This window comes from Marcopretia estuarina LEGE 06307 (assembly GCF_056633115.1).
This window is the reverse complement of sequence record NZ_JBSJOY010000001.1, coordinates 571,720-592,517: the sequence shown is the minus strand read 5'-3', so window position 1 is coordinate 592,517 and position 20,798 is coordinate 571,720. Positions and strand designations below refer to the sequence as shown.

General features: G+C 61.9%; 19 protein-coding genes and 1 tRNA gene. 10 read left to right on the top strand and 10 right to left on the bottom strand.

The window, feature by feature from the left end; all coding sequences use genetic code 11:
• The first annotated feature begins 26 nt into the window (after positions 1–26).
• Genes ACWJI3_RS02985 through ACWJI3_RS02970 form a run of 4 tightly spaced genes read left to right on the top strand, consistent with a single transcriptional unit; the run spans position 27 to position 3,784 of the window.
• A complete protein-coding gene (locus tag ACWJI3_RS02985) occupies positions 27–1,289 on the top strand; it encodes a hypothetical protein (protein WP_480202817.1) in 1,263 nt (420 codons plus the stop codon).
• On the top strand, positions 1,289–1,714 hold the full coding sequence (locus tag ACWJI3_RS02980) for a hypothetical protein (RefSeq protein ID WP_480202816.1): 426 nt from the start codon (positions 1,289–1,291) through the stop codon (positions 1,712–1,714). Before ACWJI3_RS02985 ends, ACWJI3_RS02980 begins: the two co-directional genes overlap by 1 nt.
• Positions 1,714–2,583 carry a hypothetical protein gene (locus tag ACWJI3_RS02975; protein WP_480202815.1) on the top strand — a complete coding sequence of 290 codons (870 nt, stop codon included), beginning with the start codon at positions 1,714–1,716 and terminating at the stop codon, positions 2,581–2,583. Before ACWJI3_RS02980 ends, ACWJI3_RS02975 begins: the two co-directional genes overlap by 1 nt.
• A 4-nt stretch (positions 2,584–2,587) precedes the next feature.
• Complete coding sequence (locus tag ACWJI3_RS02970) at positions 2,588–3,784, top strand: hypothetical protein (protein WP_480202814.1); 1,197 nt, start codon at positions 2,588–2,590, stop codon at positions 3,782–3,784.
• A 15-nt stretch (positions 3,785–3,799) separates the two neighbouring features.
• Here the strand turns inward: ACWJI3_RS02970 and ACWJI3_RS02965 are convergent, their stop codons facing one another.
• On the bottom strand, positions 3,800–6,049 hold the full coding sequence (locus tag ACWJI3_RS02965; RefSeq protein WP_480202813.1) for an AAA family ATPase: 2,250 nt from the start codon (positions 6,047–6,049) through the stop codon (positions 3,800–3,802).
• A 103-nt stretch (positions 6,050–6,152) separates the two neighbouring features.
• Here ACWJI3_RS02965 and ACWJI3_RS02960 point away from each other — a divergent pair, with 103 nt between their 5' ends.
• The gene (locus ACWJI3_RS02960; RefSeq protein WP_480202812.1) at positions 6,153–6,893 is read left to right on the top strand and encodes a hypothetical protein; all 741 of its coding nucleotides are present in this window, start codon (positions 6,153–6,155) and stop codon (positions 6,891–6,893) included.
• 20 nt (positions 6,894–6,913) lie between these two features.
• On the opposite strand, the gene ACWJI3_RS02955 is transcribed toward ACWJI3_RS02960, so the two are convergent.
• The 5 genes from ACWJI3_RS02955 to ACWJI3_RS02935 all read right to left on the bottom strand — a co-directional run bounded on the left by ACWJI3_RS02955 (position 6,914) and on the right by ACWJI3_RS02935 (position 10,140).
• The gene (locus ACWJI3_RS02955) at positions 6,914–7,822 is read right to left on the bottom strand and encodes an RAD52 family DNA repair protein (RefSeq protein ID WP_480202811.1); all 909 of its coding nucleotides are present in this window, start codon (positions 7,820–7,822) and stop codon (positions 6,914–6,916) included.
• A gap of 35 nt (positions 7,823–7,857) precedes the next feature.
• Positions 7,858–8,073 carry a hypothetical protein gene (locus ACWJI3_RS02950; protein WP_480202810.1) on the bottom strand — a complete coding sequence of 72 codons (216 nt, stop codon included), beginning with the start codon at positions 8,071–8,073 and terminating at the stop codon, positions 7,858–7,860.
• A 77-nt stretch (positions 8,074–8,150) separates the two neighbouring features.
• The gene (locus tag ACWJI3_RS02945) at positions 8,151–8,699 is read right to left on the bottom strand and encodes a siphovirus Gp157 family protein (protein ID WP_480202809.1); all 549 of its coding nucleotides are present in this window, start codon (positions 8,697–8,699) and stop codon (positions 8,151–8,153) included.
• A gap of 113 nt (positions 8,700–8,812) precedes the next feature.
• A complete protein-coding gene (locus tag ACWJI3_RS02940; RefSeq protein WP_480202808.1) occupies positions 8,813–9,280 on the bottom strand; it encodes an SLOG family protein in 468 nt (155 codons plus the stop codon).
• 786 nt (positions 9,281–10,066) lie between these two features.
• Positions 10,067–10,140, bottom strand: a tRNA-Pro gene (locus tag ACWJI3_RS02935).
• 982 nt (positions 10,141–11,122) lie between these two features.
• Here ACWJI3_RS02935 and ACWJI3_RS02930 point away from each other — a divergent pair.
• Entirely contained in the window at positions 11,123–12,031 is a 909-nt protein-coding gene (locus ACWJI3_RS02930; protein ID WP_094510563.1) for a cation diffusion facilitator family transporter, read from the top strand.
• Between the two features lie 542 nt (positions 12,032–12,573).
• Positions 12,574–13,410 carry a sulfotransferase family 2 domain-containing protein gene (locus tag ACWJI3_RS02925; RefSeq protein WP_480202993.1) on the top strand — a complete coding sequence of 279 codons (837 nt, stop codon included), beginning with the start codon at positions 12,574–12,576 and terminating at the stop codon, positions 13,408–13,410.
• 496 nt (positions 13,411–13,906) lie between these two features.
• Here the strand turns inward: ACWJI3_RS02925 and ACWJI3_RS02920 are convergent, their stop codons facing one another.
• On the bottom strand, positions 13,907–14,962 hold the full coding sequence (locus ACWJI3_RS02920) for an exo-alpha-sialidase (RefSeq protein WP_480202807.1): 1,056 nt from the start codon (positions 14,960–14,962) through the stop codon (positions 13,907–13,909).
• Between the two features lie 508 nt (positions 14,963–15,470).
• On the opposite strand from ACWJI3_RS02920, the gene ACWJI3_RS02915 reads away from it, so the two are divergent.
• Positions 15,471–16,307: a hypothetical protein gene (locus tag ACWJI3_RS02915; protein ID WP_480202806.1), complete on the top strand. Its 837-nt coding sequence runs from the start codon at positions 15,471–15,473 to the stop codon at positions 16,305–16,307.
• 26 nt (positions 16,308–16,333) lie between these two features.
• Positions 16,334–17,176 carry a hypothetical protein gene (locus ACWJI3_RS02910; protein ID WP_480202805.1) on the top strand — a complete coding sequence of 281 codons (843 nt, stop codon included), beginning with the start codon at positions 16,334–16,336 and terminating at the stop codon, positions 17,174–17,176.
• Positions 17,177–17,312: 136 nt separating this feature from the next.
• Here the strand turns inward: ACWJI3_RS02910 and ACWJI3_RS02905 are convergent, their stop codons facing one another.
• A complete protein-coding gene (locus ACWJI3_RS02905) occupies positions 17,313–17,801 on the bottom strand; it encodes a hypothetical protein (RefSeq protein ID WP_480202804.1) in 489 nt (162 codons plus the stop codon).
• 313 nt (positions 17,802–18,114) lie between these two features.
• Between ACWJI3_RS02905 and ACWJI3_RS02900 the strand changes: the two genes are divergently transcribed.
• Positions 18,115–18,636 (top strand): cupin domain-containing protein, encoded by a 522-nt coding sequence (locus tag ACWJI3_RS02900; protein ID WP_480202803.1) that lies wholly within the window; start codon positions 18,115–18,117, stop codon positions 18,634–18,636.
• Positions 18,637–19,042: 406 nt separating this feature from the next.
• Here the strand turns inward: ACWJI3_RS02900 and ACWJI3_RS02895 are convergent, their stop codons facing one another.
• On the bottom strand, positions 19,043–20,431 hold the full coding sequence (locus ACWJI3_RS02895) for a hypothetical protein (protein ID WP_480202802.1): 1,389 nt from the start codon (positions 20,429–20,431) through the stop codon (positions 19,043–19,045).
• Positions 20,406–20,759, bottom strand: a complete 354-nt coding sequence (locus tag ACWJI3_RS02890) for a hypothetical protein (protein WP_480202801.1) — start codon at positions 20,757–20,759, stop codon at positions 20,406–20,408. Before ACWJI3_RS02890 ends, ACWJI3_RS02895 begins: the two co-directional genes overlap by 26 nt.
• Positions 20,760–20,798: the final 39 nt, after the last annotated feature.

Below are 20,798 nucleotides of genomic sequence, written 5' to 3'. Positions count from 1 at the left end.
GATCGTGAGAACGGCCTGCTGAGCTGATGACCTCCTGGGCGAACACCGGCTCGATCCGCGGACCCCAGGGGGTGCCTGGACCCACAGGTCCTGCAGGCGGCACCGGACCGACCGGCCCACAAGGCAACAGCGGGCCGCAGGGCCCAGCCGGCCCCGCCGGCAGCCAGGGGCCAGCGGGAACCACAGGCCCAGCCGGCAGCACGGGCGCCGCAGGACCCCAGGGGCCGGCTGGACCCCAGGGCACCGCCGGCACCGGCATCAACCTCAAGGGCAGTGTCGCCACCTTCTCGGCGTTGCCGACGACCAACCGCCAGCAGGGGGACGCCTACATCGTTCAGGACGAGAACGACAGCCTCTACAGCTGGAACGCCGCCGGCAGCAACTGGGTGAACGCCGGGCCGATCTCAGGCCCCGCTGGCCCAGCTGGACCGACCGGCGCTGTGGGCCCAGCTGGCCCCACCGGACCCACCGGACCGGCAGGCAGCACCGGCGCCGCTGGACCACAGGGCATCCAGGGACCGATCGGCGCCACCGGCGGTGCTGGAGCCCAGGGTGTGCGTGGCACGGGCTGGTTCGTGGGCAGCGGTCCGCCGCCGGCCTCGATCCCCGGCCAGATCACCGGTGACCTCTACCTCGATCAGAGCAACGGCGACGTCTACAAGCTCAACGTCGCCGCCAGTGGCACGCCGGTGGCCAGCCTGCCGGCGATCGGTGCGGCGTATGAGGGCGGCTACTACGGCGGGCTGATCTCCCAGAGCATGAATGGCGTGGCCACCCACGCCCTGATCATTTCGCCCAAGGCCACAGGCCAGAGCATCCGGGCCTGCAAGACCAGCAATACGGCAACGACCGGGGCATCGAGCACCTTCGATGGCTGGGCGAACAGCAACGCCGCCAACGATGCCGCTCACCCGGCCACCCAGTGGGCGCGGGGGCTCTCGATCGCGACCTTCTCGGATTGGTACATCCCGGCGCTGTTCGAACTGGAGATCCTCTACCGGCGCTTCAAGCCGGATGGGAGTGAGGGCAACGTGACCACTCACGGCGCCAATCCCTATGCGGTGCCGGCCAGTGCCAACTACACCTTTTCGTCTCCGGCTCAGACCGCCTTTCCGCTGTTTGCGATCGGCGGCGCCCAGGAGTTCCTGGCGGGGGGGATGGGCACCTCCACCCAGGACTCGGCCACCACCCACCAGGTGCAGGACTGGTTCTATGGCAACTGGGAACCGCTGGGCAAGACGTTTCCCCAGACCGTGCGGGCGATCCGCAAGATCCCGGTGATCCCCTGATGGCCAGTTGGGTTCCGAGGATCGACACGCCCCGCCGGGCCCTTGAGCAGCAGACCAGTGGACCACTGAGCGGTCCGTCGGTGGTGGATCTGAGCTTTGCGGACTTCGGTGTCGATGGGATCTTCCTGGAGGTGAGCTGCTCGGTGGCGGCCTGGGTGAGCTTCTACGACTCCCCGGCGGCACGAACGGCCGATGCGGCCAGGCCGATCGAGGAGGACCCACCGCTCTCGGCCGGTGTGTTGCTCGATCTGCGCTTCTCGGCTGAAACTCCGCTGCTCAAACTCGCGCCGGGCAGCAGCTACAGCAATGGCGAAAGCCCCCTGCAGCAACGGCTCTGGGCACGGCTGCGCACCGAGGCGGCTGGCACCCACACGGCCACGTTGGGCGTGCTGGCGCTTGTGCTCAACGATTCGGTGGGGGGCTGATGGCGGCGACGATCTCTGATCTCAGCCGCCGCGGAGACCAGGGCTTTGCGCTGCCGGGCCTGTTTGGTGAGGCCCATGCCCTGCTGCTGGCCTGGCTCACCGCCGCCAACGGCCAGAACCCGAGCCAGCTGCTGAGCGTGCTCACCGGCCCCGCCGCTGCGCCGGGCTTCTGCGGCTGGACGATCAAGGCACGGCTCGCGGCGCTCAGCGGCGGCCAGCCGGTGGAGCTGATCAGCCAGTGGGTGGCAAATCTGACCACGGGCACGGTGACGACCCACGCCGGCCTGGCCTCGGGGTTCACCGCTGGCTCGGCTCTCGGCGGCCACGGCAGCCTCACCGGCGGGGTGGGGACCACCAGCTCCCTGATCACCCTGGCCAATCAACCGCTGCCGCTGGGGGCGGTGGTGGCCTCCTCCCTGGCGGCAGGCCAGGAGTTCTTCTGCTTTGCCTTCTCTCAGCACTCCTTCTCCAACCGCCAGGCGGTGGCCTTGCTGATCGCCAAGGACGTGGTCTCAGGCCAGTGGCACCTCTCGCTCACCGACATGGCCGGCGTGATCGCCACGGTGGCCTGGAACCTGGCGCGGCCCCAGGTGCAGCTCTCCACCGCCTTCCGCGCTGACTTCTTCTCATCAGCGACGCCACTGATGCTGGTGCGCCCGGCCCAGTGGCTGCCGATCACACCGACGGTCTTCTACCAGCAGCCACTGCCGCCGGTGCAGTGGTGGGACCCGGTGGCGTTGCCGGTGGACCTGGCGATCTACAACCGCACTTTCACGAGCCTTGGCTACATCAAGCCGGCCGATGGCAGCGAGTGGTTGCAGCTCGGCCCCTCACGCCTGGTGGTGCGGCTCAAGGACCCGGTGAGCTGACGCGATGACCCTCACCTGCTCCGCCCTGCAATGGCCGCTGTGGAACTGGACCAGCAAGCTGCCAACGGATCCGGGCCTCAAGCTCTCAGAAGCCTTCAGTGCCTTCTCGGCGGAGGTGAATGCGACGCCAGCCAATGCCCTGGTGCCGCTGTCGCTCATCAAGGATCACAGCGCCGCAACCGGGGCCATCACCTACGGCTACGTCTGGCGGCTGGGCCATCCGCAGACGCCGGTGCTCTTGAGCTTCTCCAACAGCTCCAAGGTTCAGGGCTACAACTCCAGCAGCAGCTCCGCGCGCCTGCAGCTGGGCCTCGAGAGCGCCTACACCAACGACAGCAGCAATGGCGGCTACGGCAGCTTCTCGACGACCCTCTTCAGCGTCAATGCCGGCCTATCGCACTACGCCTCGGATGGCACACCATCATGGGATCTGGCCGGCTTTCTGCTGATTCAGGCCGATACGACACCGGGCCGTGAGTTCTTCTGCTACACGATCGCGCCGATCGGCACTGACATCAACACGCAGAATCACACCCTGCTGTTGTTCCGCTCGCCGGCGGTGAGCGGCTGGAGTGTGGTGCTCAACCGCTCCAACTCCTACACCGGCATGTTCTATTCGCAGAACAGCTACACCTGGAGCAACAACGCCCTGGTGGCGGCCTCGATCATTCCGCTGCCGCCCACTGGCAGCGAGCAGCAGCTGATCCGCGGTTGCGGGTTGTATGCCAACACCAGCAGCGGTCTGTTTGCGCCGGGGATCCTCCAGCCACGCATCACGCTGCCGGACTGCTTCTGGCTGGGCAGCAACCAGCTCTCGGACCCGCGCCGCCTGGGCCGGGTCAGCAATCCCAGCGGAGCCGGCACCTTCTATCAGCTGGCCGCGGCCTACAGCGGCGCCACCGACCTCTGGTATCTGCACCCTCCCGGCACACAACCAAGGGCGGGCTGGGACACGGTCGGTTCCTTGCCCTGGAGCACGATCCCGGATCGGCTGAGCTTCTGCCCGCTGCTCACCCCAGGTCCGGTGGCGATGGGACCAGCCACCGGCCCGGATTTCCTGATCGACTGGTCAACGGCAGCCCTCGGTGCCCCGGGCGTGCGGCAGCACCCCTTCTATGCCAAGCAGCTCCAGGGGGGCGGAGGCAGTGGTGGCGGCAGCGGCCGGCCGAGCACCGGCGTGCTGTGGCCGCGGGGGGTGTGAGGGGCGGCCCTGCCCTCAAGACTCAGCCACCTCCAGCACCGATCCACGTCGGCCCGTCGCCCCTGCGGTCTGCCGCAGCCGCTTCGGCACCCGCTCTTTCTTGATTTCCCTTCTCCTGGGGTACGCCGCCAGGGCGGACTGGAGCCAGTGCCGGTGCTCTCGCTGCAGAGACAGCGGCGACTCGATCCGCACTCCGGCGCCCAGGGCATACAGCCAGCGACGCAGGTCCGAGTCACGCTCGAGGGTCCAGAGCGGCAGGTCGATCTCTACTGGATAGGGGTGGCTGGAGCGGCTACACGGCAGCAGCTCTGCCTGCTCGCCCAGCGAGCTGAGCACTCCATCACCAGGCAGGGGGCGCGACAGGCGCACCGCCGCCGCCGGGAAGCGCCGCACCTCCTCACGCAGCAGGGCAAAGGCGGCGGCATCACAGCTCAGCTGCAAGGTGCCCATGGCCTTGCTGCGCTGCTCCGATGGCGTCCCGCAGACCGCTTGCTGCGCCTGGAGGGCATCACCGAACTCAAGGCTGCCGCAGCAGTGCTGCAAGGTTTCGCCTCGCAGCAGCGCCGCCGCATGGGACGGCTGGCTGCGGCAGCTGCCGATTTCGATCCGGCGCAGCCCCAGCAGATCGATTCGCCGGCAGGCCAGCAACCCCTCCGTCTGGCCGATGTGGTCGTGCTCGAACAGCAGATACCAGGCGCTGGTGTGGAAGATCAACTGCAAGGGCCACCCCCGGATCTCCTCCAGTCCTGCATGGGAGGCGGCGATGGTGGTGAACACCACCCGCTGGTGCTGCTGAATGGCGCCGCGCAGCTGCTCGGCCTGCTCGGTGTTGAGCAGGGTGCCGTTTCTGCGCTGATCCCCCGCCAGCAGGGAGCGATTGAAGAACGTCCGCACCGGGGGGACGGTCTCGATGGCGATGCCGCTGCGTTGCAACCGCCTGCCCAGCTCCCGCGCAATCGCCTGCCCGCTCGGATCACCGAGGCGATCGGCATTGGCCTGCAGCAGCCCATGGATCTCTACCTGCAGCGGCAGGGGCAGCAGCGAGGCCCCGAGGGCATAGCCGTGGCGACCACTACCTGCCGCATCACGAAAGCCATAAGGCGTGAGGATCGCGGTGATGCTCTGGTGCAACTGGCGGGGAGTCCAGCAGTGACGGCCGCCGCTGAGCGTCTTGAGCCGAGCGGCGAGGTGATGGTCGATCGCCACTCCTTCCTGCCGATCAAAGGGGTGATGAAGGATGTGGCGCAGCAGGGTGAGCGCACGGCAAAAGGCCTCGCGATCGCCCAGCGCGGACCAGCCGCCCGCGCTGAGCGGTTGCGACGCCGGCCAGGGCGGCGGCTCGACCGCCCGCATCAGCGCGGGTTTCCCCTGCTCAGAGCTGACGCGCCAGGTGGCGGTGAATCCCTGTTGCCGCAACCAGTCCAGGTCGGCCGCGATCGCGTTCACGTCCGCATAGCAAGGCCCATGGGTCCGGGCGAGCAGGGCCGCCGCCCGCTCGGCCAGGCCTGCGGGCGCGTCCGCCGCCGGCTGGGTGTTGGTGGCGGTCAGTTCCGGCTCGCGGCTGAGCAGCTGGATCAGGTGGAGCAGCCGCTCGCACTCCAGCAGGCGCGAGTAGCCATGGGGGATCAGCCGGGCGTCCCGGTTGCGGGCGGCGCTGATCCGCCGCTCCAACTTCCCCAGCACCACCTGCAGGTGAGGCTCCAGTTGCTCATGGTGATGGGGTTCAACGCAGACCACCGCTGCGAAACCTTCCGAGCGGCTGGGCGAGAAGGGGGTCTGGCCCAGCAGGGAGACATGGTTGTCGATTACCTGCTCGGGGACGCTGTGATCACGGCCCTGGTTCCATTGCTGGCAGAGCTCGCGGGGGGTGCGCAGCCACCAGCCGATCCACTCCACCGGCACCGGCAACTCCAGCCTTTGCGTAATCGCCAGCCGCCAGGCCCGGCGTGAGAAGGTGGCTTCCACGATCACCGGAGCGCCTGAGCCGACAGCCTCCTGGATGCGTTGGTGCATCACTGCGGCGATGTCATCCCAGGGGCCGAAAACACCACGATCGCCAAAGATTTCGGCGCGAATGTCGCGGCTGCTGATGTAACAGGGTGGTGGCTCCTCGGGCCTGCTAAGCAGCGTGGCCAGGTGGCGGGCGAGGGTGGACTTACCGCTGGCCGGCGGGCCGATCAGCAGGTGGCAGCGCAGTGGACGTTCCGGCGTCGCCGAGCTGCTGCTGCGTTGCTCGGCCGTCGTCGATGAAGTGGATGAAGACATGGGTGTTGGAGCGAGGGGCATATCCCCAGCTCCATTGGGCAGCAATTGGCGGTGCCATTCCTGCTGCATTCATCACGATTCGGTAGCGCTGCTTGCCGTGCTGGTGGCGGTCAGTACCAAAGGCCGATTACGGCCGTGGTGGCAGGAGCATTCCGCCACCCGCCGACCAGCGCCAAATCCGCTGCCTGCTCCGATTCCTCCTCCTCTGCGCCATGCCACCGGCCTGCATGTGGTCACCGACCTGTTCCATCAGCACCTGCTCGATGGACTCGCCCATCTGCGCTCGACGCCTCTGCAGTGGCGGAGCCTGACCCAGTGGAGTGAGCTGCTGCGTGCAGGCGAACTGGAGGCGGTGCTGCTGGCGAGCGTCTGCCCGGCTCCGGTGGAGGGGATGGCCTGGCTGCCCCTGGGCCGCTGGAGGCTGCTCCTCGCCAGCCGGTTGAACGGCACCGATTCCTCCGCCGCGCCACCGTCCCGAACCTTCCGGTTCCTGGCACCGCCGGTGGCGGCTGCACCGGCGCTCCATCACGCCCTGGAGGAGCAGCAGCTGGCGGCCATCACCCCGCTCGAAGCTGTTGCCGCCATCGACTGGCTGGCGGCGTTGCAACGGGGTGATGCGCTGCTGCCGGTGCCGGCGTCCCTGCTGCAGACCAGCCCTTGGCGGCAGGCAGCGCTGACGGCGGTGCGGCCATGGGAGCCGCTCGTGGAGCGCCTCTGGCTGCTGGTGCCCCAGGAGCTCGCCAGCCATGCGGCTGTGCTGGCTGTGGCCGTCAGGCTGCGGGAGCGGATCGCGGCGGCCCCGGGTCCGGAAGGATCCAGGACGGGCACCAGTGGGCCGCCGTGAGTGGGCTGATCGTGATCAGCTCAGGCCGCCACCTGCTGGTGTTGCACCAGGAAAGCCTCGATCCAGTCGTGGTGTCGCTTCTGGCAAATCCGATCAGCGATGGAGGTGGCCTCCGCTGGCACCTGAAACCGCTTGCGGAAGGCCTTGGTGAACCCCTCCAGCTGGGGCTGGGGAAGGCTGCGGATGGTGGCGTGAATCCGCCGGATCGTGGTGCCATCGAGAGGCAGCAGGGCCGCGTCCTCGGGGGCTGCGTCGACGCCATCAGCCGCTGCAGCGTCGGAGTGCTGGCCTGCGGGTGGGTGGCTGCTGGGACGGTGACCGTTGCCAGCCGGTGAGCGCCGCAGCGAGCCTTTTCCGGCAGCGGCATTGGATGCGATCCCGTTGGGGGAGTGGGGCGGCATGTCGCCCCGAGAGGGGCGCTCGGTGATCTCCCCCCGTGAGGGGGCCCCGGTGACGCTTGAGGTGACCTCCCGTTGCTGCTTGTCGTACAACGCCAGCCCGAACGGGTTCCCGAAGGTCATCAGCGCCCGTTTCATGGCATCGGTTTCCGCCTCCTTGAGGGCGGATTCATGGGCCTGGCCCAGGTCGACATCGATGCCGTGGCCGGCACCGCTGCCCTCGCGCACGATCGCGCCGACGACCACCCGCACCCGGGCGATGTAGGTGACGCCCCAGCCGTCGCGTTGCGGTGCATCGGAGGGCTTGCTCGGCTCACGGCCGATGCGCCGTTCCGCCTGGGAGACGCACCGCAGCGCAACCGTCTCCCGCTGCCAGCCATCGAACCCGAAGATCCTGTTGGCTTCTGCGATCACTTGCCAGCCCTCGAGGTAACTGACCTTGCCGCGGCCCTGTTCGCGCTGGCGCACCTTGGCGCGATCGAGGGGGGCACAGAGGCAGGCGATCTGCTCGGCGGTGAACGTGCAGGTCATGGCATCAAGGGGATGGGTGGGAACAGGGTTCGGGATCAGTGGGCAGAGATGTTCGGCGGCAGCGGTTCGATCAGCACCCAGCAGGGCGGCTCGCTGCAGTGGATGTGATCGGGCGAGGGCCGGCGTCCTGGTTTGCGGGTGATCGGCACCACCCAGCTGGCCAGCCGTGTGGACCAGATGTGGCCGCTGGGCCGGGGCGTGGTCGGGATGGCGCCTGTGGTGAGGCTGCTGCTGTACGGGGTGAGCTCCATGGCTTCTGAGGATGTGGGACGTAATGGGGTGGGCCCGCCCCTGCAGCGGACCCCTATCGAGGGGGGCTCTGCACCCCTCAGGTGATCCGCCAGCTCCGGTGGGAGAGGAGCTGGGCTCCAGGGATCTGCTGGCCGGCCTTGAGGGCCTGCTTGATGGCGGCCTTGTCGGGCTGGGTGGTGGTCTTGACCGTCAGCCACTCGGGAGCCAGAGCCTGCTCGTCATCGATCTCAACGGCCTGGGATCTGCGGCTAGTGAGCTCGTGATTCGGGAAGGAGAAGCGGGTGGCCCCTGGCTGCAGCCTGGTGAGCACCAGCACAAGGGAGTCCTCCAGGGCAGCGGCCCGACCTGCATCGGAGCGGGCAAGGTCGGTGAGCCGCTTGGCCTGCTGTTGGCGGTAGGCGGCCTGGCCGCGTAGGTGCTCGATCACCCAGCAGGTGGCATCGGCCTTGGCCGCCAGGGCCGCCTTGTTGCCCTCCTCGGCCAGTAGGGCGGCCTCCAACTCAGCAAGGGCCTGACTGCGGGAGTCGTCGTCATCGGCCTCCAGCTGCTCGGCCAACTGGCCGATGGCGGTGGTGAGCTCCTGGGCCTCGATGCCCAGCTGCCACAGGGAGTCGGAGCGCTGCAAGGAACAGGCCGGACCAGAGGACTCTGGAGCAGCCGCTGCTGGGGTGGGGGTGAGAACAGGCATGACGGTGAAACGGGAATGGGGAATAGACGCGCCACCAGGCGCGGAAGGCTTCAGGGGCAAGGAGCAGCAGCGGGATCGGCCCAGCGAGCGGCGGATGGGCTGACCTCCACCACGGCGATCGGCACCGGGGAGCGGGAGGCCATGCGGCGGGCTTCTCTCACCAGCGAGGCCGTGCCGGACCCACCGGGGAAGGCCACCACCAGCACGGAGGTGGAGACACCAGGGGAGGCGTGGGCTTCGGCCCGGGCCACGGCCAGCTCGAGCAGCTCCCGGTTGCGGATCGGCCCGGCGGCCCGGCCATGGCGCCGCCATTCGGCGGGCATGACGAGAGCCGACCAGCCCAGCTGATGCGCCGCGCGGGCAATGGCGGCATCGGCTCCTCGGGCTCCGCCGTGGAGCAGCAGGTGGACCAGCCGACTGCCGCTGCGGGCCAGCAGCTCAGTGGCAATGCGCTGATGGGGCCAGGCCAGATCACGGCCGCCGCCGGCCGCAATCACAAGGGAGCGAGCGGGGCCCATTGCGGGCCTCGATGAGATACAAAGAGCCATGGAATCAGTTGCCGTGGGTGACAACTGATCGGGGCATCATTCCGCTGGCGAGAGTGCGGCGGTGATGGCGAGATCAGGGGATGACGTTGCCGCAGGCGATGGGCTCGGGGCCTTTGGCGCGACCCTTATTCTACCAGTACAAATGCACTTTAGGCACTGCAGAGCCACTGCTATTACTTGAATCTGAGGGGTTCTGGCACATGCTCACCGACCTCGACTGGGTGACAGCCAGCTGGCCATCTTTGCGGCCGGCCTAGGGCTCCAGGTCTGATGGACAGCCGCGCAGTCGCGCGAGGCAACCCCTGGCCCTCGGCGCCCTTCATCCATCACCTGCCGGCCGCGTAAGTGGCGGCACCGCAGCCGCGGAAGAGCCGCCCGGCAGCCGTGACCAGAGCACACCCATCCCGGCGGCGGCGAAGGGAGATCAGATTCACGCGAGCGCAAGGGTCGGCGAAGCCGACTTGCCCGCCCTTGCGCCGCGTGACACCCTGCATCCCCGCCGCCGGGTGGTCTCCGTCCTTCTGCGCTTGAGGCGCCTTCTTCTTGAGCGACGAACTGCAAGAGATGCAAGAGAAAGTCCTGGGCTGCCTCAGGAAGATCAGTGACCGGCTTCCGTGCCCAGCGACCACCCACAGGCTCCGCTGTCCAGCTCAAAACCCTTGAAAGGCCAGCAACAGGCGAGTTTCTCTTGCACTTTCTCTTGCAAGTCAAAAAACAAGGGTTCCCGGTTTCGCCGAGAACCCTTGCAGTGACTAGTCGGGGCGACAGGATTCGAACCTGCGACCTAGTGCTCCCAAAGCACCCGCGCTACCAAGCTGCGCCACGCCCCGTCGAGCCAACCCTACCGCACGCACCACCGGAAGCCTGCAACCCCTAAATCCCTGTGAGAGCAGCAGGTTTCAGCGCCCATTGATCACGCCACGCCCTTGCCTCAGTGCTTGCCAGCACGGCAAGCGAGAGCCTGGAAGGCTCAGCTGTGATCAGCACCAATCTGTTGGATCAACCTGGGATCCAAGGGAAGCGCGCTGGACTGCCCGAACGCAGCCAACGCATAGACCTCGCCCCATACCGAGGCGGCCGACCGGTTGGGGTGGGGAGATGTCTGCTGCCGCGCTCGGGTCCCCATTGCGGCACCTCAACCGAGCCGCGTGGGGATCCGCATCCACGATCAGGCTGTTCCCAGAGCCTGCACTCGCCGAAATGACGCAGAAGTAGTACGACCCGCTCAGAACTGCAACGCCTGCGTGGTCATGAATCAGGAGGAATGATGTCACAGCCGCCTTCTCGGCTTCTGGTGAATGGACACCCCATCGTGGTGTTGATGGACTCAGCCCATCCCTTCTGGCGGCAACCGATTTCCCTCCTCGCTCCGGGTAAGGCTCCGCGCCTGCAGCCGGGCCAACGGAGGCAGATGGTCCCAGCAAAGGGGAGAACGACACCGTCCCATCGCCCTGCTACGTCGCCGCACTCCATGTCCAGCTGCACCGACTCCCCCAGCTTCGACGTCTCCGCCTCTCGCACGTCGCTGCTGACCGTCACCCGCAGCCTCTCGGTGGTGTCCAAGGTGCTGTTCCTGGTGTTCACCACCGCCACCTTTGGCGCGCCAGGCCGTGAGTGGCGCGGGCAGCTCCGCCGAGCTCAACCAGCAGAGCCGGCAGAGGGGCTGAACCCTGCGCAAGAAGCGGCACCCACGCCTGAGGCGGCACCGCCACCTCAGGCCCTGCATCGCAGAGCACCCTTGGTGGTTGGCAATCCCCTCCGGCGGCATCAGCATCGCCAGGGAGCGCCTTTCTGCCACCGCGCCCGGTATCCATGGGATTCGCTTCACCTCGCACCTACACCCTGGTTTCGGTAGGGGCGGCCGTGGCCACGATCGTGCTCAAAACCGCCGCCTGGAAGCTCACCGGGTCGGTGGGGCTGCTCTCCGATGCGATCGAATCGGGGGTGAACCTGGTGGCGGCGCTCGGCGCCTTCTGGGCGCTCACGCTCGCCGCCAAGCCAGCCGACCGTTCTCACCCCTACGGCCACTTCAAGGCCGAGTACTTCTCCAGCGGGCTGGAGAGTGTGCTGATCGTGGTGGCGGCTTTGGCGATCATCACGGCGGCCGTGGGACGACTTCAGCACCCGGAGCCCCTGGAGCAACTCGGCATCGGCCTGGCGCTCTCCCTGGTGGCCACGGCCCTGAACGGCCTGGTGGCCTGGTTGCTGCTGCGGGCGGCGCGTCGCTTCCACTCGATCACGCTGCGGGCCGATGCCCACCACCTGCTCACCGACGTCTGGACCTCGTTCGGTGTGGTGCTGGGAATCGGACTGGTCAAGCTCACCGGTCTGACGATCCTCGACCCGCTGATCGCCATTGCTGTGGCGCTCAACATCCTGGTCACCGGCTGGAAGCTGCTGCACGAAACCGCCTCCGGACTGCTCGATCGGGCCTTGCCCGAGCCCGACCAGAAACAACTGGAAGACCTGCTCGCTGCCTACGCCACGCCGGAGCTGCATTTCCACGCCTTGCGCACACGCGTGGCTGGTTCACGCCGCTTCGTGGCCTTCCACGTGCTCGTGCCAGGCCACTGGACCGTGCAGGCCGGCCACGATCTCTGCGACCGGCTGGAGAGGGAGATCGCCCAGGCGCTGCCACGCACCCACGTGCTCACCCACCTGGAACCGCTCGAAGATCCGAAAGCCTGGGACGATCAGGGCTTCGGTTGGGACGAGGGGTGAGGATCGGACGTGATGCCTCTTAGGACACGCTCAGGAGGCTGCTGGAAATGGGGGAAGAGATACGGGAGTTCGCCTGTTGTGTGACCGTCGTTGGTGCCCAACAATCTGGTTGAGTGAGCGGTACGCAGGGGCTGGCCAGCGGCTTGACCAGGCCGAAATGAATGGTTCGGAACCTTCCTTCTGGTCTTCCTGGTTCCCTGTTGGCCTCACTCGTGCCATGTCAGTTAAAAGGTTCGCAAAGACCGATCAGCACCTGCCAGGCGGCACCTTCATCCTCTCCGCCATGACCTTTTGACGCTTGGAGCGCTGCCTGATCGTGCACGTGCTGGTAGGTACCAACCCAAGCCGCAGGACCCCCATGAATCCAGCCCTGCCCTGCGATAGCAGGGTCATGGCTCAGTTAATGCGATGCCCTTTGCTGAGTTTCCCTGGGAGGCTTCAGAAGGGCTTGATCATTTGTTTCGAAGCTTGCTTTGGATCTTAAGAATGGCAAGGGAAGCCTCTATCATCATCGAACTGCAACACGAAATAATCGTTCGACGATGATCATTAGGCACGATCTCAGATTGGTCTTTCTTCATATCCCGAAGTGCGCAGGCAAAGAGTTGCGTGCAGTTTTTTCTGCAGGCTCAAAACCTGAGGATATGGAAAGTTACTTCAACTTTGCCTACAGTCAAAAACTTAAACGGCACGTTGACTTGGCCCACCTGCCCATTGATGATTTATTCCATTTCCCTGCTTACCACTCTTTAAGAAACTACACCGTCATTGCTGCAGTGCGCAATCCCTATCAACGACTACGCTCTGCGATCAAGGAGTATTGCCGTCAATACTCCAAAGAAGACGAACGAATTGCAAATCAAAGTGGACCCACAATGTTATCCAGATCAAGTTACATGCGAGAAGTCCCGATCAGGCACGGTCTACGCGATCCTCGGTTCGTTCACTCAATGCCAATGCACTGGTTCTCTCACTATGGCCAAGAACCGTGGGTTGACCATATTGTACGCTGCGAAAGCCTACGAAACGACGTGTGCAATCTTGCGCAAAAACTGAATTTGCCGCCAGAAATCGAGGATCTGGCGAGCAAGACTCTTGCAGACCAAGATCCTGCCGGCAACACCGAGGAGGCCGTCACTCCGGAGGAAGTAAATCTCGCGAATACTCTGTATGCTGTGGACTTTGATGTTTTTGGCTACTCTCGGCTCCAGGCAGAAGGAACGAACCATGGCCTGATTGCCGAAACCATCTCTGCCCTAACTCCTGGTGAAAGGCATTCCCATAGCATTGGGCTTCTCGAGAGGGCACAAAGAGTGGAGTGGCACTGGGGGCCTGTGAGTGAAATCCCGAGCCATTCTAAAATGGCGCCAACAAGATAAGTCTTGAGTAGGGCCTCCTGAGATAGTGACGCATGGACTCACTCCACACAAAGGGAGCAGCAGCAACGGCGTGATAGCAAATTCTCTGGTTGCAGCAGTTCGATCACAGAAGAGCGTCCATGGGGAGCCTTTGGCCACCTCATTCCCCATGAGAAGCTGCAGCCAGTAGGTACAAGCACATAGAGGCTCCCAGAGCTATTCGGATCCATTACCAGCACATTCAGTGCATTGACTGAACTCTGGGTAACTGTGAATGTGTCGCGAATCAGACCCATCTCATCCTAATCGACCGATGATCGCTATAGAGTTTGCCGCCACGGGGACGGAAGAACTGTCTAACGCGAACTGATGACGATACTCGCGCTGTTACGTGCGGAGATCATAGGCCGGCTATTCGGCTTAGTGGAGCTGATCTGCGATCATTATCTGTGAGCGGTTCGTGCTTCTATCGCAAGCAAGAATGATGAAAACAGCGCCAAACTGTTATCCGAGTATGCTAGCCTACTTCGTAGAAAACTAAACTCTGATCATCTCGAGACGACTGTACTTGCTGAAAGACAGGAAGCTCATCATCAATGTATCCAGGAGTTTCCACCCTTACGTTTCCTGATTGCTCAACTTCATCCTGGCTGAGCCTGGCCACAACACTCCATGTCACACCACCATCAGAGCTGGAGCTGACCTCGGCTACTGTATTAAGACCTATTCTAGCGTTATAAGTAATATAGAGTGTGCCGTCATCTGCTATGCTCATTTGCATGTAGTCGCCGCTTCGGTAGTTAACAATCTCCTCTGGCTCGCTCCAAGTGTTAGCAGTAGAATCATAGCGAAGATAGACAACCTGTCCCTCTCCATTGTTGGTAGCAACATGGATGTTTCCTTCGGGATCAGTTACAGAGCTGAAATGGGTCGCATTTGGATCGCGCTGGTCGTTGCCAAGCTCAATCAATACTTGATTCGTAATCCGAGATCCAGTGCTGTCTGGATAGGCGAATTCAGCCCACTTCAATGTCAGCCCATCTTTATAGAGCAAGCCAACTCCCCTGTCAGTAACAATGACTTCCCCCGAAATTGGGCCATCACCAGTTGAGCTTGGGATGGTGCGGGGGGCCTGAACCCAACTTGCCCCACCATCCATGCTGTAGGAAACCATTAAGCTAACGTCACCGGTCAATCGGTTAGTTGCCGTATAGGAAACGAATAGAGTTCCATCATCAGATTTTGCAACGGACGGTCTCTCGTAGATCATTGTTCGATCTCGAGCAACATCGACGGTAGCTTCTATCTCCCAGGAAGCATCACTATCAGAGTAAGCAAGCTGAGAGAAGGCAATGGATCCAAAGTCAGTAGAAAATGCAACGTACAACTCGTCCCCAATCAACACACCATCGGACGTTGAGGAGGCATCTGAGCCTGGCAGGACTACCGAAGAATCCCAAGTCTCCCCTCCATTCACAGCTGTGTATAGTGTAAGCTCGCCAGTGTTGGGCAGAATATGAATGATGCCATCATCTATGATCCAAGAATGCTCCTGGAATCGAGCTGAAATCATACCTTCACCACCTTATATCGAGGTTGGCGTGCCCGTGATGGCGTCAATTTCGTCCTGAGTGAATGCAGCTTTAATAGAATAATAAGCCTCAAGAACCTGATCTTCTAGATTCGATCCAGCAACCTTCACTCCCGAGATAGATTGAAGAGTTGGGAGTGGGTCATTGGAGATCCTCGTAGTGTCGAGTAACCAATCTGTTCTTGCTGAATCAGTGTGATTCAAGAGTGCGCGATCGACCTCGCTGAAGAAGGGAGCCACTCCTGCTTCAAGGCTAATGGAGGCGGAAGGCCACCAAGGCTGGTTCCTAGTGAAGCTTTCAGAAAAATCCACGACGCTACACTTGAATCAAAACTTAACCATAGGGGTGTTGCATGGTTTTGCAATAGTCCTGTAACAATTAACTTCTAGTTAAGAATCCGGAACGCCTTGGTTTGAACACAGGCTTCGTTGCGGGAAAGGCAGTATGGTAATAAAATGCGTAAAGTAAAAATGATTTGAGTTAGTTGAAATGAGCATTAATCTCGCATTGTTAAGCTTCAATGAAAATTCGAACTTGTATGAATTTACTGAGGAAGAGCTTTTCATCCCTCTAGGAGAAGCCGTCACTACTCTGGCTGGAGACGATGTCATCAGAGTAACGGATTCGCTTGGAACGGGCCTGACGGTTGAAGGGTCGCTGGAAGCTGGAACAGGTAATGACAGATTTGCAGCAAGCGCGTCCGAAAACGGTATTTTCAATCTAGGTATCGTCAATACAGGTGATGGAAATGATGTGTTGGCTGGGCGAGGCGGCTCTGGCTTCGGTGTAACCAACTCTGGCTCCATTATCTTTGGAGGAGGGGAAGATGTATTGCTGGCCGAAGGCGTTACATCTGGTTTATTCAATGACTCCCTCATTAATATGGCCTCTGGGGCCGATGCGATCAGGGCGATCGGTCGAGATGGTGATGGAATCATCAACTCATCGGTGATCTTTCTAGGTGACAGTGATGACATCGTTAATGCAAGCAGCGAGGGTGATGATGGAATTGATAATCGTGGGTTGCTGGATGGTGGTACTGGTGATGACACAGTTAGAGGATCAAGTACTTCTGATGCTGGCATTGAAAACAACGGTGGAAATCTTTTCTTGGCAAGGGGTGATGACGCCATCATTGGCAAGGGCGGCCAATATGGAATCTTTAACTTGAATAGTGGGTTGATTGGCTCTGGCCCGGGTAACGACCTTGTTAAAGGTGAGGGCGCTGGCTATGGAATCTTTAACCAAGGTGGAATCAATACTGACGAAGGGTCTGATCAAGTTGTTGGAATAGGGGGGCTTGCGGCATCCAGAACGAATCACTGATTCAGACATCAGAAGGAAATGACTCTGTGGTTGGCAGTGGTGATAGCCTTGGTATCTCAATTGGTGAATCGGGCCGCATCTTCACTGGCTCCGAGGATGACACAATCGCGGGAGAAGCTGATAATGGAGATGGCGTTTCTAACGCCGGAATTATATTCACTGATGTAGGCGATGATCTCCTTATTGGCAATAGTGAGAATGGGATTGGGGTTGTTAATTCTAACCTGATTAACTTTGCTAATGGGTCCGATCGATTGATTGCACGTTCACTTGATGGAGACTCCTCGGGCTTGCTCAATGATGGCGGCTCAGTCTTTATGGGTCGAGACGGCGACGCTGTGGAGGGCGAGAGTCTTGGTGGGTATGGAATCTCTAACATCAACAATGGCATTCTAAACGCTGGGTCTGGTGCTGATCAGATTGTCGGCATAGGCGGCTCAGCTGGTGTTTTTAATCAGGGAACCATTGATGCTGGTGCAGATGATGATTCTCTTGTGGGTCGAGTGAGAGGAGCAGAAGGGGCGGCCATCTGGAACGAAGGGTTTATCAGTATGGGAGAAGGCAATGACACGGTTGACGCCATCTTGGGAGGTTTTACAGGTGGTGGCATCGTTGATTTAGGGAATGGAAACGATGCCATCTTGGGTTTTGGCGATGTCAACGTGAATGGCGGAGCAGGCACTGATCGACTGCTGCTTGACGCTGGGACTTACCAGATTTCGGAAGGCGTACTTACGCGCTCTGGCTCTAGTGCTGTATTGACGTTTCAAGGAATTGAACGGATCGGCAGTGCCACTTCTGGGGACAGCGTGAATCTTCTTAATCGCACTCTCGTCATTGGAGTGGATGGAGCTATTGCTTTTACCTAGATCCATTCTGCATGAATAGAACACAGCAATACTGGGTAGCCCCTTGGGCTATCTAGTGGTCGCTGAAGGCGGGCCATCAAGCTGACAATTCTCCTGCTGCTTCAGCAGCAGCGCACCCAATGGGCGGCTGCAGCGATCAGGGCTTTGGTGCCAGCAGCTCGGCCAGGAAGCTGGAGAGGCGGAATCCAGCCGGACTGGAATAGACGATGTCGGTGATCTTCCAGGTGCCTGCAGGCCCCGGCACCAGCTGATAGCGCAGCTGCTGCGGCATCTCAGAGGGGCGGTTGCGCAGGCCAGCCTGCACCGCCACCCGGGCTTCCAGCCCTCCGCCGGGGGCGGCGGTGCAGCCGAGCACCTTCGCGCCAAAGGTTGACACCTGGGTGCCGCTGAACAGATCGAAGTCAACGAATCGACCGCTGGCTGGATCGAGCGCGTAGGCACGCCGCAACTTCTGATACAGCCCGTCGGTGAATCGGCTTTGCTGGCTCGTGATCTCGATCGGCCCGCGCCGCTCCTGCCGAGCCACCTGCCAGCGGTAGAGGCCATCAAGCTGGGCCTTCGCGGAAGCAGGGCACGGGGTGATCGCCACAGCCAGAAACGCTTGCAACAGCAGGGGTAGTGGCATAACGTCGTGCTGGCGTTTGTTTCGATCCTGGCAGCCAGGACACGCTGCAGGGCGAGGCCATCCCAATTGCAACAGCATTCTGTGAATTGGCGATGCCCAGGCCGCTTCATGGTGCGGGGTGGCTTCCTTCTCGAGATCCCCCTCTGCCAGGAAAGATGACGTCTCGTGTTCCAGCCATTGAAGCTCTTGCCTCTCCGCACCTCTTGTTCGAGCAGTTCCCCAGGCCTAGCTGGCTGCGTGGTCACCCCCACCACAATGGCCATCTGCATCTGATCTGGGGCAGATTGGAGCGCTTGCGGAGGTAGCTGTGCTGATGGATGGTCGTGCACTTGCCCTGGCTTGTGGGCTGGGGCTGCTGGCGCAGGCGTCGCCTGCTCGTACGGACGAGGTGATCGGCCGTCCTGGCGACGGCGGGGTGATCACGGTGCGGCCGGCCACGCAGCTGGACAGCCGCCAGGGTCTGGGGCGCTTCGTGGGCATCTCCGGTGCCAACAGCGGGGCGCGCACGCTCTCGCTCAACCGCGTCGTGATCCCGCCCGGTGCCAAGGCCCGAGCCCATCTCCACCGCAACTACGAGACGGCGATCTACCTGCTGCAGGGAACGGTGGAAACCCGCTATGGCGCCGGCCTGCGCCAGCGGGTGGTGAACCGCGCCGGCGATTTCATCTTCATTCCCGCCGATCTTCCCCATCAACCGGTGAATCTCAGCGCCACCGAGCCAGCAATCGCCATCGTCACCCGCTCCGACCCCAATGAGCAGGAAAGCGTGGTTCTGCTCGACGATCAGGGTCAGCCCCTGCCGGCTCACCTCCAGCATGGTCACGCCCATCCCTGAGCGGGCGATCAACGCGAGCAAAGGGCAGCGGTTCTGCACGATCCGGACGAGGAGGCTATTGGCTCTTTAACCCATCGCTTTGATGGCACCAATCCAGGCCTTCAGGTCACTGCATGGGTTTGACTTGGGCTGATGGGGTCACGGTGAATTGAAAGGGGAAGGATGACTTCATCGGAGACTCGACACCCTCCTGAGCCCAGTCACGAGACGATCAATCGTGTTTGTGTGGGCAGCAGAGGAAAACCGCCGCTGGAGCAGCTCCCGCAGGCACTGATCGCTCAACGCCACCATCGTCAGTGTCGTTTAAACCGGCGGCCTCCAGTGCCTCTGCTTCTATCGGAGAGGGAACAACAACTGGTTTGCACCAGGGGCAACTCAGAAGGGCTGGAACGTGTGTGTGGTGACCTCAGCGAGGAGCAGCTCGCCTCAACCATCCCAGCTGGGAACCCACACGGCCGCCGAGGCTCCAGATGAAAAAGATCAGCAGGGCCGCCAGCAGGCCGAGGGAGGCATGGATGGCGATGTCTGACAGCCAGAGCAACTCTGGAGGAGGGGCAGCTGGCTGGTGGTGAGGCCGCTGGAGCCGCTGAAGGAGTTTTTCCGTGGGCCTGGGGCGGGTGGAGGCCGCCAGGCCACTGATTGTGAGGCCAGAGCCAACGATGGTGAGGGTTTTTCGGATGGTCTGCTCGCGTGCTTTCTCCGCTTCCTCCAGAGCGAGTTGCTGTTTCTGGGAATCCAGCGTCACGATTGTGCGGATCGCGCTGATCGCCTGGTCTGCGTAGCGACGTCCGGGGGAGAGAACCTTGAGGTCGTGTTCGATCTGCCTCTGATGGATGGGGCAGTCTTGATCGAGAAATCCGCCCATGAACGTGTCACCCTCCAGCAGCAGAAAGGGAATGCTGTTGCGGGCATTGGCCACGTTGTCGATCAGGGTGAGCAGATGGATGCCCATGTCCCGCTCAGAACGGGAGAGTTGATGCGCATGGTCTGGCAAAGCAGCCAGATGAGCTTCAAGAATCTGAATCCGTTCCTGCCGTGCCTGGTGAGTAGTCTCCCTGATCTTCAGCTCGGAGATCTGGGATAAGTGGCTTTCGATTGCTTCGTAGTGCCGTTTTCCCTCGGAAAAGCAGATGGCTGCTTGCTGAACCACAAACTCAATCTTGGCACGGCAAGAGAGCATGTTCAGGATGTGCTGAACCTCACGTCCATCGCTATCCTGCTTGTTCCTGATCCAGATGTAATGCGTCGTGTTTCTTTCGTCAACCTCCCGGATCGGTGAACCGCGCAGGATTTCAGTTTTGCTCAGATCAAGGTCGGTGATACCCAGGATCTCAGCGATCATGGCCGCGGCAAACGCCTCAGAGGGATCGTCAGAGATGATCGTGAGCAGAGTGCATTGCCCGAGCGAAGACTCCAGAGGATAACGGCACCCCCTGAGCAAAGAGGCGGGCTTGTTGGCAACGGTGGAAGAAAGATCAAGAATGAACGTGTCGTGCAGGAGGAATGGCTCCACCTTCTGCAAAACCTCAGCATGGCAATGCCCAGTAGTTTCTAAGGCGTAGAAACCATCGCCGGGGGCCAATGGTGTGAGGCCTGGGTGAAAGCGACTCGACGAATCGGAGGTACGGATTAACTCGCGGATGATGTCCTTGCGGTGCTGATCTGACAGCCCTGGCACAGCCGCCAAAAGCCTATCAATGCCATCATGGTCAACCGGTTTGCCCAGCCCATGGTGCAGCTGAAAGACAAGTTGATCGAGGCAGGCAAACTCAACGGGTTGGTTTGGGTTCACCATTCTTGTCAGATGCTCGCTGGGAATCCAATACGATGTTGCGAATGGAAGTCTTGAAGTCTTGGGGGTTGAGCTGGGGCCTCACTCCACCAAGACGTGTGTCCGTGTGCATTTCTGGCGAGGATGAAAGCGGAAAGAGCGTTGTGTTGATCGCTGCGTGTTGTGTCAGGAATTCGCTCAGCTTGCTTGTCAGCTCTTCGCTGCTGATGTCTGGATCCAGTTTGGAGGAAAAGTCAAGGATGGCGTTGCGATCTTCAGGCGTGAGGATCGAGTGATTGGCTTGGAAGGCGGCTTGAAACTTGCGGGCATCCGCTGGCATGTGAGAAGCCATGCAACGTCTTGACAACGATAGCGAGGTTTGCTGGGCGGC

What these genes read in the sequence shown, in the direction of transcription:
- ACWJI3_RS02895 (WP_480202802.1), bottom strand. Translation starts at nt 20,431, where the DNA reads ATGGTGAACCCAAACCAACCCGTTGAGTTTGCCTGCCTCGATCAACTT.
- ACWJI3_RS02955 (WP_480202811.1), bottom strand. Translation starts at nt 7,822, where the DNA reads ATGACCTGCACGTTCACCGCCGAGCAGATCGCCTGCCTCTGTGCCCCC.
- ACWJI3_RS02985 (WP_480202817.1), top strand. Translation starts at nt 27, where the DNA reads ATGACCTCCTGGGCGAACACCGGCTCGATCCGCGGACCCCAGGGGGTG.
- ACWJI3_RS02975 (WP_480202815.1), top strand. Translation starts at nt 1,714, where the DNA reads ATGGCGGCGACGATCTCTGATCTCAGCCGCCGCGGAGACCAGGGCTTT.
- ACWJI3_RS02970 (WP_480202814.1), top strand. Translation starts at nt 2,588, where the DNA reads ATGACCCTCACCTGCTCCGCCCTGCAATGGCCGCTGTGGAACTGGACC.
- ACWJI3_RS02900 (WP_480202803.1), top strand. Translation starts at nt 18,115, where the DNA reads ATGGATGGTCGTGCACTTGCCCTGGCTTGTGGGCTGGGGCTGCTGGCG.
- ACWJI3_RS02905 (WP_480202804.1), bottom strand. Translation starts at nt 17,801, where the DNA reads ATGCCACTACCCCTGCTGTTGCAAGCGTTTCTGGCTGTGGCGATCACC.
- ACWJI3_RS02930 (WP_094510563.1), top strand. Translation starts at nt 11,123, where the DNA reads ATGGGATTCGCTTCACCTCGCACCTACACCCTGGTTTCGGTAGGGGCG.
- ACWJI3_RS02950 (WP_480202810.1), bottom strand. Translation starts at nt 8,073, where the DNA reads ATGGAGCTCACCCCGTACAGCAGCAGCCTCACCACAGGCGCCATCCCG.
- ACWJI3_RS02965 (WP_480202813.1), bottom strand. Translation starts at nt 6,049, where the DNA reads ATGTCTTCATCCACTTCATCGACGACGGCCGAGCAACGCAGCAGCAGC.
- ACWJI3_RS02920 (WP_480202807.1), bottom strand. Translation starts at nt 14,962, where the DNA reads ATGATTTCAGCTCGATTCCAGGAGCATTCTTGGATCATAGATGATGGC.
- ACWJI3_RS02890 (WP_480202801.1), bottom strand. Translation starts at nt 20,759, where the DNA reads ATGGCTTCTCACATGCCAGCGGATGCCCGCAAGTTTCAAGCCGCCTTC.
- ACWJI3_RS02915 (WP_480202806.1), top strand. Translation starts at nt 15,471, where the DNA reads ATGAGCATTAATCTCGCATTGTTAAGCTTCAATGAAAATTCGAACTTG.
- ACWJI3_RS02980 (WP_480202816.1), top strand. Translation starts at nt 1,289, where the DNA reads ATGGCCAGTTGGGTTCCGAGGATCGACACGCCCCGCCGGGCCCTTGAG.
- ACWJI3_RS02940 (WP_480202808.1), bottom strand. Translation starts at nt 9,280, where the DNA reads ATGGGCCCCGCTCGCTCCCTTGTGATTGCGGCCGGCGGCGGCCGTGAT.
- ACWJI3_RS02925 (WP_480202993.1), top strand. Translation starts at nt 12,574, where the DNA reads ATGATCATTAGGCACGATCTCAGATTGGTCTTTCTTCATATCCCGAAG.